We start from the raw sequence: 12553 nt of genomic DNA on the forward strand, positions 1-12553 counted from the left end.
GAGCAGGGGGCCTCGGGTCACCTGCGCCAACCTGCCACAGCCGGTGGGCGCCCTCGCCACTCATCCACAGGCGCCCCCAGGCGGCCCCGGACGGTCCAGGCCGCAGCGGGCGGGCCCGGGGACGCAGCGAGGGGCGGACCCGACCGTGGTCGGATCCGCCCCTCGCAAAGGCGGCCTGCGTCAGGCCTTGCCGAGAATGCGGTTGAGGTTGGTCCCGCAGACGGGGCAGACGCCCTTGGCCATGCGGCGGCCGTTCGTCTCCACGACACGGCCCTCGGCCTCGCGCTTCTCCTTGCACTTCACGCAGTAGAACTCGCCCTTGTAGGTCTCTTCAGCCATCGCGATGTCTCCTTGTCGATCTCGGCGCACGCTGCGCCGTCGGACTTCGGCCACCGTAGACCATGCTGAGCACAAAATCGCGGAAGGGGGCGTGTCCTCCGTGCTCAGCGCCACCCCTAGGCTTCGTGCCGTGACGGGTCACGAGTGGTGGGACGGGGAGTACGAGGACCTGCAGGTCAGGGCCCACGAGGCGTCCGGTCGGCGGGTGGCGGTGGTGACCCTGGACCTGCCGGAGCGGCGCAACTCGATGAGCGGGCCGATGACGGCGTCGTGGGTCGAGGTGATGCGGCTGCTGCGCGCCGACGGTGACCTGGCGGCTGTGGTCGTCACCGGGGCGGCTCCCGCGTTCTGCGCCGGCGGCGACCTGACGTGGCTCGTGTCCGACCCGGACGCCTCGGTGCCTGACCTGCGCACGAGGATGCTCGCGTTCTACCGGTCTTGGCTGGCCGTCCGCGACCTCGAGGTGCCGACCATCGCCGCGGTCAACGGCGCGGCGATCGGGGCCGGGATGGCGCTCGCCCTCGCGTGCGACCTGCGCTACGTCGCCTCCGACGCCAGGCTGGGCGTGCCCTTCACCGCCCTCGGCCTGCACCCCGGTATGGCGACCACGTGGTCGCTGCCCGACGTGGCCGGGTCGGCCGTGGCCCGCGACCTGCTGCTCACGGGGCGCCTGGTCACAGGGACCGAGGCCGTCCAGCTCGGGCTGGCCTCGCGCGCGCTGCCCGCGGACGCGGTGCTCGACGAGTCGCTGGCCGCGGCGGAGCGCATCGCCGCAGCCGCGCCGGTCGCCACGCGTCTGACCCTGCAGGCGCTGCGCTCGGGGGGTCACGCCGACCACGAGACCGCCCTGCAGTGGGAGGCGCTGGCGCAGGCCACGACCCTGGCCACCGAGGACGTGCAGGAGGGCATCGCCGCCGCCGCGGCGCGCCGTACGCCGCAGTTCCGCGGCCGGTAGCGCCCGGGCCCGTCGTGCCAGTCGCCGGCCGGCCCGGGCTGGGGCGCGGGTGTCGCGCCGCAGATCACCGGCGTTGTCAGCGTCCTCGCCTATCGTGAGGAGCATGGGGACCACTGACATCGAGGTCAGGCGCAGTCGGCGTCGGCGCCGCACCGTGAGCGCCTACCGCGAGAACGGGCGCACCATCGTGCTGATCCCCGCCCGGTTCACCCGAGCCGAGGAGCAGCAGTGGGTGGCCACCATGGTGGCCAAGCTCGAGAAGGGCGACCAGCGGCGCCGGCCCAGCGACAGCCAGCTGGCCAAGCGGGCCACGGAGCTGTCGCAGCGGCACCTCGGGGGTCTGGCCAAGCCGACGAGCATCCGCTGGGTCACCAACCAGAACTCGCGCTGGGGCTCGTGCACCCCCGCCGACGGCACCATCCGGATCTCGGCCCGGGTCAAGGGCATGCCGTCCTACGTCCTGGACTACGTCGTGCTGCACGAGCTCGCCCACCTGCTCGCGCCCGGGCACGGACCCGAGTTCTGGTCGCTGCTCGAGAGCTACCCGCGCACCGAACGCGCCCGCGGCTACCTCGAGGGCGTCGCCGCCACAGCCGGGCTCGACCTCGAGGACGACGTGAGCGACCGCAGCGACGAGCTCGGCGAAGCGGCCCTGGACATCAGCGCCACCGACTGAGCGTCAGGCGAGCAGCCGCTGCGCCGCCCGCACGAGCGGGCCGAGCTCGGCCTCGGTCTCCGGCGGCATGCCGTCCGCCGGCCACCAGGCGACGTCCAGCGACTCGTCGCTGACCGCGAAGGCCGCGTCGTCCGGCGCCACCCCGGCGAACCGGATGTCGAGGTGTTCTGCGCAGCGGCCGAACGCCGTGGCCAGCAGCTCGTGCCGGTGCAGCTCCACGATCCGTGGGTCGAGCACGATGTCGGGCAGCCCGCTCTCCTCGCGGGTCTCGCGGGTCGCGGCGGCGAGGACGGTGGTGTCCTCGGGCTCGAAGTGCCCCCCGAACTGCAGCCACATCCCGGCCTTGGCGTGCAGCGTCAGCAGGACCCGGTCGAGGGAAGGGCTGAGCACGATGGCGCCGGTGGTGAGGTGCTGCGGTGGTCCCTGCTTCCACAGGGCGCCCGGGTGCTCGAGGCAGTGCTCGACAAGCTCGCGACGCCACTGTTCCTGCTGGGGGTCCGGCGCCTGCCAGGCCTCCAGCCGGGCGAGGGCGTCCTCACGCAGCGACAGGTATGCAGCCGGGACCTCCGTGGGGGGAGCGCTGGTCACCGCCCGTCCCCGGCGTCCTCGCCACCGTCAGGGCGCGCGTCGCCGTCGCGCAGGAGGGCGTCGAGGGCTGCGTCCATGTCCGTGTCACCGGCCCCGCCGAGGCGCTCGACGTAGCCCAGCGGGTCGTCGAGGTCGGCGGCGGTGGGGGCGACGTCCGGGTGGCCCCAGGCGGCGTCCCGGCCGTCCTGGCCGTGGCGGTCCTCGAGGGCGGCCCACAGGTTCGCGGCGTCGCGCAGTCGGCGCGGCCGCAGCTCGAGGCCCACGAGGCCGGCGAAGACCTTCTCGGCGGGCCCGCCGGTGGCGCGGCGGCGGCGTACGGCCTCGCCGAGGCTCGCGGCCTGGGGGAGGTGGGCCCTGGTCGCGCGCTCCGACACGACGTCGACCCAGCCCTCTACGAGGGCGAGGTAGGTCTCGAGCCGGGCGAGGGCGGCCCGCTGGCTGGGGCTGGGCTCGGGACGGAACAGCTGGTCCTGCAGCGCGGACTGGAGCGCCGTCGGGTCGCTGGCGTCGACCGAGGTCAGCGCCGACTCGATGCGGTCGGTGTCGATGCTGATGTCGCGGGCGTAGTCGCGGACCGCAGCGAGCAGCTGCGGCCCGATCCAGGGCACCTCGGAGAACAGCCGCACGCGAGCCGCCTCGCGCACCGCGAGGTAGAGGCGCACCTGGTCGAGGTCGACGCCCAGGCCGTCGGCGAACGCCTCGACGTTGGCCGGCAGCAGCACGACGGAGCGGTCGGCGACGAGGGGCAGACCCACCTCCGTACCGCTGACCGTCTCCGTGGCGAGCGCGCCGAGCGCCTGGCCGACCTGCAACCCGAACATCGAGCCGCTCATCTTGGCCATCATCGGCTCGACCTGGCCGAGCAGGGCGGAGGGGTCGGTGCCCGCGGGCAGCAGGCCCTCGGGGATGAGGCCCTCCGGCAGGCCACCCTCACCGAGCTGCTGGAGCTGGGTGCGCATGGCGTCACCGACGGCGCGCCCGACACCCTCGGCCACCGGCTCCACGAGCGTGGTCCACGTCGCCATGGTGCCCTCGACCCACTCGGCGCGGCTCCACGCGTGAGTCGTGATGCCGGGCGCGTCGAACGCCGTGACCTCGTCGAGCCACAGCTCGGCGACCTGGGCCGCCTGGGCGACCTGGCGGCCCGCGGCCTCGCCGACGGTGGTGTCGCCCGCGGCGGAGACGGTCTTGCGCGCGGTGTCGGTGGCCAGGGCGACGTTGAAGGGGTCGGTGTCGGGGCTGGCGAACATCGCCTGCATCTGGCCGACCATCATCTGCAGCATCGCGGGGTCGACGCGGTCGATGCCCATGTCCTTGAGGGCCTTGGCCATCTCGGGGTCGAGGTGCCCGCCGGTGAGGCCCTTCAGCACCTCCTCGAGCTCGGGTGGCAGGCCGGAGCCGGACTCGTCACCGGACCCGTCACGGGGTGCGTCGGGGGACTGCGGGTGGTCGGGCACGACTGCTCCTGGGCTGTCCTGAGAGGATGGGCTTCCACCCAAGACAACCACGCGGAGGCCTGTGTGAGTTCCCCTGCCCGCGCCGGGCGGGGCGGCGTTCGCTCGCGGCGTAGCGCGATCGACGTGGCCGTCGTCGGCACCGCCGACCCGGCCAGCCGCGCCGTGCTGCGCGCCCTCGTGGTCGCGGCGGCCCGCGGGCACGCCGTACCCGGTGCGCCCGGGGCGCAGTCGCGGGTCGGCACCGTGGTCGCGGTCGACACCGAGCGCCCGTCCGTGGGCGGCGTGGACTTCCGCTACGCGGACCCGGCCGACCCCGCGCTCGTGACCGCGCTCGCCGGCGTCCACGCGGCGGTGTACGTCGCGGCGAGCACGAACCTCGAGCAGGACCTCGCCCTCGGCGCGCGGGTGCGCCGTGAGCGCAGCCTGCGACGTGCCCAGACCGTCGTCACCGCCGCGGCGGCCGCAGGGGTGCGGCACCTCGTGGTCGTCACCGGCGCACAGGTGTACGGCGCCCTGCCGGACAACCCGGTGCCGCTCGAGGACGACGCGCCACTGCGGGCGCCCTCGGACGAGGGCCAGGTCGGTGACCTCATGGACGTCGAGCATCTCGTGGCGGTGGCCCGCGAGGTGCACCCGGGGATGCGCACCACCGTCGTGCGGCCGGCCGCCCTCGTGGGTGACGGCGTCGACACGGTCACCACCCGCCACTTCGAGGCGCCGCGCCTGCTGTCGGTGCGCGGCGCGGACGCGGCGTGGCAGTTCTGCCACGTCGACGACCTGGGCTCGGCCGTCGCGGCCGTCGTCGCCTGCGCCATCGAGGGAGCCGTTGCCGTCGGTGCGCCCGGGCACCTCACCCAGGCCGACCTCGAGCGGCTGACGGGGATGCGCAGCGTGGAGCTGAGCATGGGCGCGGCCATGGGAACCGCCGACCGCCTCCACCGCGTTGGGGTCTTGCCGGCACCCGCCAGTGACCTGGCGTTCGTCGCGTTCCCGTGGGCGGTATCCTCCCACACGCTGCTGGGACACGGGTGGGTGCCGGTCCATGACAATGAGACGTGCCTCGGTGTCCTCCTGGACGCCATCCGGGGCTCACACGCGGTCGCGGCGCGACGCCTCGACCGCAAGGACGCCGCCCTCGGGGCGGCCAGTGCCGCGGTGGCCCTGGTGGGCACCGCGGCGATCATGCGGCGCCGCCGCAGGAAGGGTGCCAGCGCATGAGCGAACCGGTCACCACACCCACGGACCTGGACACCGATGTGCCCGAGGTCGTCCTCTGCGATGTCCGTGACGAGGCGCTGAGCGTCGACGAGGTCATGGGGCTGGTCCGCCACCCCCGCTGCGGGGGGATCGTGGTGTTCGTCGGCGTCGTCCGCGACCACGACCACGGCGAGGCGGTGGCGGCGCTGGACTACTCCGCGCACCCGTCCGTCGTGGCCGAGCTTCGCGCGGTCTGCGAGCAGGTCGCCTCCCGCCACCCCGTCGCCCGCCTCGGCGCGGTCCACCGGGTGGGCCACCTCGAGATCGGCGACACGGCCGTGGTGGCGGCGGTGTCGGCCCCGCACCGCGGCCAGGCGTTCGAGGCGTGCCGCGACCTCGTCGACACGCTGAAGTCGACCGTCCCGATCTGGAAGCACCAGCAGTTCTCCGACGGCTCCGACGAGTGGGTGGGGCTGCCGTGACGACCCCGTCCACCGGCCAGTCCGGTTCCTTCGGCACGCCCGGCCCGGGTTCGTACGGCGCACCCGGTGCACCTGGTGCGCCCGGCGCCCCGGGGAGTCCCGTGACCCAGGACCCGTACCGGCTCGGGCGCCGGTCGGCGACCGGTCTCGTGGTGATGTTCCTGCTCATCGCCCTCGCCGCGCTGTCGACCATCGTGGGCCTGCCCTACGTGATCATGAAGCCCGGCCCCATCACCAACACCCTCGGCAAGCTCTCCGGCAAGGACCTCATCACCGTCTCGGGGGCCCCGACCTACCCCACTCAGGGTGCCCTCGACTTCACGACGGTGCGGGTCGCCGGCGGCCCCGGCTTCCGCGTCACCGTGTGGGACGTCCTCAAGGCGGCGGTCGACCCGAACGAGGCGGTCGTCAAGGAGGAGCTCTACTTCCCCAAGGGCGTGACCGACAAGCAGGTCGAGGAGGAGAGCACGGCCGAGATGATCGACTCCCAGCAGGAGGCGATCGCGGTGGCGCTCAAGGCCACCGGGCAGAAGGTGCCGACCCAGGTCGTCATCGGCCAGGTCGCCCAGGACGCGCCGTCGGCCGCGCTGCTCAAGGCCGGTGACCGGGTGCTTGCCGTCGACGGCAAGAAGGTCGACGGGCCCGACGCCATCCGCAGCGCCATCAGCACGCACAAGCCGGGCGACACCGTCGCCTTGAGCCTGCTGCGCAACGGCAAGGACGTGCAGGTCGAGGCGAAGACCCGTGAGTCCGACGGCCGCACCACGGTGGGTGTGTTCCTCGGGACGAGGTTCGACTTCCCGTTCGACGTCAAGATCGACGCGGGCAACGTGGGCGGGCCCTCGGCGGGGACGATGTTCGCCCTCGGTGTCTACGACCGCATCACGCCCGGGGCGCTGACCGGCGGGCAGAAGATCGCCGGCACGGGCACCATCGACGCGACCGGCACGGTGGGCGCGATCGGGGGCATCCGCCAGAAGCTCGTCGGCGCCCGCGACGGCGGGGCCAAGTGGTTCCTGGCCCCGGCATCCAACTGCGACGAGGTCGTCGGCCACGTGCCCGACGGGCTGCGGGTCGTGCGGATCGCGTCCTTCGACGAAGCGAGGAAGTCCGTCGAGGCCATCGCGGCAGGCAGGGCCACGGACCTGCCCACCTGCACGAAGTAGCTCACCGGGCGCCAGGTCACCGGCCGCGTGCCCGCAACGGGCGACGGCCGGTGACTGCGTCAGTCCTGCAGGGTCGCGCGCAGGGCGTGCACGAGGCCCGGCGCGATGTCCTCGCCGAGGGCGACCTGGTCGTCGCGGTCGTGGGCGCGCTGGCGCAGCAGGCAGCGGCTCTGGCCGTCGCGGGTGACGGCGACGAGCAGGCGCACGTCCTGGCGCAGCGGGTGCGCGGCCAGGGCGTCGACGGCCGACTCGGCGTGGACCGGCAGGTCGCGCTCGGCCTCCGGCGGGACGACGATGCGCTCGATCGCCAGGGCGGCCCCCACGACGGTGTCGGGCCAGGCGATCCCCCCGAGCAGCGACTCGAGGTTGGAGGTGCGGGGGAGGTCCTCCTGCTCGATGGCGCTCAGCGCACCCTCGGCGAGGTCTGCCCCCTTCAGCTGCGCCTTGAGGTGCGGCTCGCGAGCGACGAGGTCCGAGGTGGGCACGAGCGCGAACAGGCGCGGGTTCTGGTCCCACCCGGAGGCGGCGACGTGCCGCTCGGTGTCGAGGGCTGCGATGGACAGCGGGTCGGCGACGGGCTGGGAGGTCTGGCTCACGCGCCCATCGTGCCGTACCCCGCCGTGCGGGGGCCACGCGGCGGTCCTCGGGCGGCGAGCGGCATGTCCGGGTACGCAGCGGGAACCCCAGCGGTGGTCGGTAAGTTGGTCCCACTACCAGCAGGCCGCCACCGTGGGCGGTGGCGCGGCAGATCGGGCGTGCAGTGAGTTCTTCAGAGTGGTTCGGCCAGGGCGAACCGGGCGAGGGCGGTCGGCCGGCGGGTCCACCCCGTGGGGGAGCGGGCGGACGACGTCCCCCGACCCTGAGCTTCCGGCGGCGCCGCGGCCCGCTGCTGCCGACGATCCTCATCCTCGTCGTCCTCGGGTTCATCGTGTCCATCGCGTCGTCGCTGTGGACCGAGGTGCTGTGGTTCGACTCCGTCGGCTACGAGAGCGTGTTCACCACCCAGCTGACCACGAAGATCCTGCTGTTCGTCATCGGGTTCGTCATCACCGCGGCACTGGTCGCCTCGAGCCTGCTCATCGCGTACCGGACGCGCCCGATCTACGCGCCCGTCACGACCCAGCAGCAGAACCTCGACCAGTACCGCGAGGCCATCGAGCCGCTGCGCAAGGTCGCCATGTTCGGCGTCCCCGCCGTCCTGGGGCTGCTCGCCGGCACCGGTGCCGCGGGCCAGTGGCAGACGTTCCTGCTGTGGCGCAACGGCGGGACGTTCGGCACCACGGACCCGCAGTTCGACAGGGACCTCTCGTTCTTCGTCTTCGAGCTGCCGTGGATCCGCTTCATCCTCGGGTTCTTCACCATGGCGCTGGTGATGGCGCTGCTGGCGGCGGCCTTCACCCACTACGTCTACGGCGGTCTCCAGATCCAGGCCCGGGCCGAGCGAACCACGCGTGCCGCCCGCACCCACCTCGCCGTCCTCGTCGCCGTCCTGGTGCTGGTCCGCGGGGCGACGTACTGGTTCGACCGCTACTCGCTGGCGGTCAAGGACTCCTCGCTGCTGACCGGCATCCGCTACACCGACGCGCACGCCGTGCTGCCGGCCAAGGCGATCCTCGCCGTGTCGGCCGTCATGGTGGCCGGCATCTTCGTCGCCTCGATCTGGACCCGCTCGTGGCGCCTGCCCGTCGTCGGGGTCGCCCTCCTGGTGATCACCTCAGTGGTCGTCGGCAGCATCTACCCCGCCCTGGTGCAGCGCTTCGAGGTGAAGCCGTCGGAGAAGTCCAAGGAGCAGCCCTACATCGAGCGCAGCATCAAGGCGACGCGCGCCGCCTACGGCATCGAGTCGGTCAAGACCACGCCGTACGCCGCCACCACCGAGGCGAGCCAGGGCCAGCTGCGCGACGACGCCGAGACCATCCCCGGCATCCGCCTCGTCGACCCGATCGTGGTGTCGCCGACGTTCAAGCAGCTGCAGTCGGTGAAGTCCTACTACGCGTTCCCGGACGCGCTCGACGTCGACCGCTACACCGTCGACGGCAAGACCCGTGACACCGTCGTGGCCGTGCGTGAGCTCGACCTGCAGGGTGTCCCCACCAACCAGCGCAACTGGCTCAACGACCACACCGTCTACACCCACGGCTTCGGCGTCGTCGCCGCGTACGGCAACCAGCGCACCCCTGACGGTGAGCCGGTCTTCTACGAGCGCAACATCCCCCAGACCGGGCCGCTCGGCACCTTCGAGCCCCGCGTCTACTTCGGGGAGAAGTCGCCCCAGTACTCCGTGGTCGGGGCCTCCTCGTCGGCGTCGCCGCGCGAGTTCGACTACCCCGACAACAGCGCAGCCGGTCAGAAGAACACGACCTACACCGGCAAGGGCGGCGTCTCCATCGGCTCGTTCGCCCGCAAGGCGGCCTACGCCCTGAAGTACCGCGAGCTCAACTTCCTGCTCTCCGACGCGGTCAACAAGGACAGCAGGATCCTCGACCACCGCACGCCGCTCGAGCGCGTCAAGCGCGTCGCGCCGTGGCTGACCGCCGACGGCAACCCCTACCCTGCGGTCGTCGACGGCCGGGTGCAGTGGATCATCGACGGCTACACGACCTCGGCCGACTACCCCTACTCGCGGCTCACCGAGATCGACAACGCCACCTCCGACTCGACCACCGCGCGCTCGAGCGCGGTGACGACGATCGGCGCCGGCCAGGTCAACTACATCCGCAACTCGGTGAAGGCGACGGTCGACGCCTACGACGGCTCGATCAAGCTGTACGCGTGGGACAACCAGGACCCGCTGCTCAAGGCCTGGAGCAAGGCGTTCGGCAACACTGTGCGCCCGCTGTCGGAGATCAGCAGCGACCTGATGTCGCACCTGCGCTACCCCGAGGACCTGTTCAAGGTGCAGCGCCAGATGCTCACGCGCTACCACGTCACCGACGCAGCCTCCTTCTACGGCGGCCAGGACTTCTGGGAGGTACCAGAGGACCCGGCCCAGGAGGAGCGCAACGTCGACCAGCCGCCCTACTACCTGACGCTGAAGATGCCCGACCAGGCCAGCGCCAAGTTCTCGCTGACGACGACGTTCAAGCCGGTCGGTGACCGTCAGGTGCTCTCGGGCTTCCTGTCCGTCGACGCCGACGCCGGCTCGCAGGCGGGCAGGCCGAGTGCCGACTACGGCAACCTGCGGCTGCTCGAGCTGCCCAAGGACAGCCAGGTCAAGGGTCCGGGCCAGGTCCAGAACGACATCGGCTCGTCCAACCAGACGTCGCCGGCGTTCAGCCTGACGCTGTCGCAGTTCCTCAACAACGCGCGGCAGCAGGGGTCGCGGGTGACGCTGGGCAACCTGCTCACGCTGCCCGTCGGTGGGGGACTGCTCTACGTGCAGCCCATCTACGTCAGCGCCAACACGACGACCGCCTTCCCGCTGTCCCGCGCGACCGTGGTCGCGTTCGGCAACAAGCTGGCGTGGTCGGACACCCTCGACGGTGCGCTCGACGGCCTGTTCGGCGGCAACTCCGGCGCCACCGCCGGAGACTCCGGGACCGGCGGCACGGGCACGGGTGGCACCGGTACGGGTGGCGGCACGCCGACCGCCCCCTCGGCCGGGGACGCCAAGGCCCTCGCCAAGGCGCTCGCCGACCTGCAGGCGGCGTACGCGGACGGCCAGGCCGCGCTGAAGAAGGGTGACTTCACCGCGTACGGCGAGGCGCAGAAGCGGCTCGACGACGCGATCCAGCGGGCGGTCGCCGCCTCGCCGAAGGGCGGCACGGCCACCGTCACGCCGACGCCGACCACCACCGGCACGGCGACCCCGTCGCCGTCGCCGTCGACCTCCCCGTCACCGTCGGCGACGTCGACCCCCTGAGCGTGGTCAGGTGGAGCCCTGCGCCCGATTTGGTTCGGGCGCAGGGCTTCACGTACAGTGGTGACTACCGACGCGGGGTGGAGCAGCTCGGTAGCTCGCCGGGCTCATAACCCGGAGGTCGCAGGTTCAAATCCTGCCCCCGCTACCAACGCGTCAGCGACAGAAGGCCCGGACCAGTGGTCCGGGCCTTCTGCTGTGCCGGTGGTCGACCCCGGACCGGCTAGCGGTCTTCGTGCAGCTGGCGCAGGACGGCCGCCAGGTCCGGGGTGTTGCGACGGTTGTAGGGCAGCTTCGACAGCAGCATGCCCATGGCGCAGCTGTTCGTCAGCGCAGCCCCGGCCAGGCCTGCCCCGATGCCGGCGGAGAGCCACTTGGCCCACGGCGCGACGGTGCTGGCCAGCACTCCGGCCAGGACGATGCTGCCGGCGACCAGGCGAACCTGTCGTTCGAGCTCCCACGTCTGCGCCCCACGCCTCAGGGGTCCTCCGGCGGCCTCCCAGGCGGTGATGCCGCCGGACAGGACGTGTAGGTTCCCCGGACCTGTTGCGGCCAGGACGGTCTCGGCCTGGGCGGCGCGGGCACCGGAGCGGCAGACGAGGACGACGTCGTCACCCAGGTGGGTGCGCAGCTCGTCCCTGTGCTCACGCAGCAGGTCCAGCGGGACGTTGTAGGACCCGGGGATGTGCGCGGTGGTGAACTCGGCGGGGCTGCGCACGTCGAGGAGGCGTGGCCCGTCCGCGGCGGTGAGCCAGTCCTGCACGGCGTGAGCGTCCAGCGCAGCGGGGCGACGCAGCCCGGTGCCGGCCTGAGCCGTGGTGGGGGTGTTCGTGGGGTGGGTCATCGTTTCCTTTCGAGGGCGCGCCGGGTCGGTCCCGGCGCAGGTCAGCAGGGCGCGTGCGCTGCCGGGTGGGAGCCTGCGAGCCGCGGACGATGGCGGGTCAGAACAGGGCGGGGATGCTGCGAACGGCCGTGTACAGCGCGACGGCAACGAGCAGGACGGCGAACGCCCGGGTCAGGTGCGTGGGCTTGACGCGGGCGGTGATGCGGCCGCCGAACAGGCTGCCGATGACGGCCGCAGCGGTGAAGCCCGCGATGAGGGGCCAGTCCAGGTGGATGGCCCCGGTGGTGATGCGGGCGGTCAGTGCGGTGGCGCTGTTGACGGCGATGACCAGCAGCGAGGTGCCGACGGCGACCGGCATCGGGAATGAGAGTGCCAGCACCAGAGCCGGCACCAGGACGAAGCCGCCACCGACACCGAAGAACCCGGTGAGCAGGCCCACCGCGGTGGCGGTGACGACGACCTTGGCCAGCCGTGGGCAGGCGCAGGTGATGGGGCGGAAGGTGAGGATGGGCTCGACCGTGGGGTCGTCGACGGCGCCGCTCGCGCCGGTGCTGCGTAGGGAGCGGCGGATCATCAGGGTCGCGACGACGAGCATCAACCCCGCGAACGCGGTCAGCAGGACCTCGGGGTCGACACGGCTGGCCAGCGCGGACCCGGCGAAGGACCCGGCGGTGCCGAGGGCTCCGAACATCAGGCCCTGCCCGAACCGGACGCGGCCTGCACGAGCGTGCGGCACAAGGGCGATGAGGGACGTGGCGCCGACGATGAGCAGCGAGCTGGTCGTGGCCGAGCGCGGGTCCTGGTCGAGCAGGTACACCAGGGCGGGGACGGTGAGGATGGACCCGCCTCCGCCGAGCGCGCCGAGCGCGAGGCCGATGAGCAGTCCGAGGGGCAGGACCAGAGGCGACACGGTGGGGTTCTCTCCTGGGTTTAGTGGGCCCGTCGGGGGGCCGGGCAGTGGGGCACCGGCCCCCCGACGGGGTTGACCAG

General features: G+C 72.7%; 12 protein-coding genes and 1 tRNA gene. 7 read left to right on the forward strand and 6 right to left on the reverse strand.

The annotated features are described in order from the left end of the window. Window positions 1-180: 180 nt before the first annotated feature. Window positions 181-339, reverse strand: a complete 159-nt coding sequence (locus ASG70_RS19635; protein WP_091788997.1) for a DUF5679 domain-containing protein — start codon at window positions 337-339, stop codon at window positions 181-183. A 130-nt stretch (window positions 340-469) separates the two neighbouring features. Here ASG70_RS19635 and ASG70_RS08615 point away from each other — a divergent pair, with 130 nt between their 5' ends. Together ASG70_RS08615 and ASG70_RS08620 are read left to right on the forward strand one after the other, a co-directional pair. Then, a complete protein-coding gene (locus tag ASG70_RS08615; protein WP_235531411.1) occupies window positions 470-1294 on the forward strand; it encodes an enoyl-CoA hydratase/isomerase family protein in 825 nt (274 codons plus the stop codon). Between the two features lie 103 nt (window positions 1295-1397). Then, window positions 1398-1970, forward strand: a complete 573-nt coding sequence (locus ASG70_RS08620; RefSeq protein WP_056883436.1) for a M48 family metallopeptidase — start codon at window positions 1398-1400, stop codon at window positions 1968-1970. A gap of 3 nt (window positions 1971-1973) precedes the next feature. On the opposite strand, the gene ASG70_RS08625 is transcribed toward ASG70_RS08620, so the two are convergent. After that, a complete protein-coding gene (locus tag ASG70_RS08625) occupies window positions 1974-2558 on the reverse strand; it encodes an NUDIX hydrolase (protein WP_056883437.1) in 585 nt (194 codons plus the stop codon). Next, window positions 2555-4015: a zinc-dependent metalloprotease gene (locus ASG70_RS08630; RefSeq protein WP_235531412.1), complete on the reverse strand. Its 1461-nt coding sequence runs from the start codon at window positions 4013-4015 to the stop codon at window positions 2555-2557. Before ASG70_RS08630 ends, ASG70_RS08625 begins: the two co-directional genes overlap by 4 nt. Before the next feature lie 63 nt (window positions 4016-4078). Here ASG70_RS08630 and ASG70_RS08635 point away from each other — a divergent pair, with 63 nt between their 5' ends. The 3 genes from ASG70_RS08635 to ASG70_RS08645 all read left to right on the forward strand — a co-directional run bounded on the left by ASG70_RS08635 (window position 4079) and on the right by ASG70_RS08645 (window position 6860). Then, entirely contained in the window at window positions 4079-5233 is a 1155-nt protein-coding gene (locus ASG70_RS08635) for an NAD(P)H-binding protein (protein WP_082590362.1), read from the forward strand. After that, complete coding sequence (locus tag ASG70_RS08640; RefSeq protein WP_200949231.1) at window positions 5230-5694, forward strand: molybdenum cofactor biosynthesis protein MoaE; 465 nt, start codon at window positions 5230-5232, stop codon at window positions 5692-5694. The genes ASG70_RS08635 and ASG70_RS08640 overlap by 4 nt, the downstream gene beginning before the upstream one ends. A gap of 101 nt (window positions 5695-5795) precedes the next feature. Continuing rightward, a complete protein-coding gene (locus tag ASG70_RS08645; RefSeq protein WP_235531413.1) occupies window positions 5796-6860 on the forward strand; it encodes a PDZ domain-containing protein in 1065 nt (354 codons plus the stop codon). Window positions 6861-6919: 59 nt separating this feature from the next. Here the strand turns inward: ASG70_RS08645 and ASG70_RS08650 are convergent, their stop codons facing one another. Next, window positions 6920-7456, reverse strand: a complete 537-nt coding sequence (locus ASG70_RS08650) for a PPA1309 family protein (RefSeq protein WP_056883439.1) — start codon at window positions 7454-7456, stop codon at window positions 6920-6922. Between the two features lie 164 nt (window positions 7457-7620). On the opposite strand from ASG70_RS08650, the gene ASG70_RS08655 reads away from it, so the two are divergent. Continuing rightward, a complete protein-coding gene (locus tag ASG70_RS08655) occupies window positions 7621-10722 on the forward strand; it encodes a UPF0182 family protein (RefSeq protein WP_056883440.1) in 3102 nt (1033 codons plus the stop codon). Window positions 10723-10793: 71 nt separating this feature from the next. Next, window positions 10794-10870, forward strand: a tRNA-Met gene (locus ASG70_RS08660). Window positions 10871-10942: 72 nt separating this feature from the next. On the opposite strand, the gene ASG70_RS08665 is transcribed toward ASG70_RS08660, so the two are convergent. Both ASG70_RS08665 and ASG70_RS08670 read right to left on the reverse strand, forming a co-directional pair. Beyond that, window positions 10943-11563, reverse strand: a complete 621-nt coding sequence (locus tag ASG70_RS08665) for a rhodanese-like domain-containing protein (protein ID WP_082590363.1) — start codon at window positions 11561-11563, stop codon at window positions 10943-10945. Between the two features lie 97 nt (window positions 11564-11660). After that, window positions 11661-12473, reverse strand: a complete 813-nt coding sequence (locus ASG70_RS08670; protein WP_056883441.1) for a sulfite exporter TauE/SafE family protein — start codon at window positions 12471-12473, stop codon at window positions 11661-11663. Window positions 12474-12553 lie beyond the last annotated feature (80 nt).

Source organism: Phycicoccus sp. Soil748 (genome assembly GCF_001428025.1).
Taxonomy (GTDB): Bacteria; Actinomycetota; Actinomycetes; order Actinomycetales; family Dermatophilaceae; genus Pedococcus.

Excerpts from the sequence above, each read along its gene's own strand:
- ASG70_RS19635 (WP_091788997.1), bottom strand. The coding sequence starts at position 339 with ATGGCTGAAGAGACCTACAAGGGCGAGTTCTACTGCGTGAAGTGCAAG.
- ASG70_RS08640 (WP_200949231.1), top strand. The coding sequence starts at position 5,230 with ATGAGCGAACCGGTCACCACACCCACGGACCTGGACACCGATGTGCCC.
- ASG70_RS08665 (WP_082590363.1), bottom strand. The coding sequence starts at position 11,563 with ATGACCCACCCCACGAACACCCCCACCACGGCTCAGGCCGGCACCGGG.
- ASG70_RS08620 (WP_056883436.1), top strand. The coding sequence starts at position 1,398 with ATGGGGACCACTGACATCGAGGTCAGGCGCAGTCGGCGTCGGCGCCGC.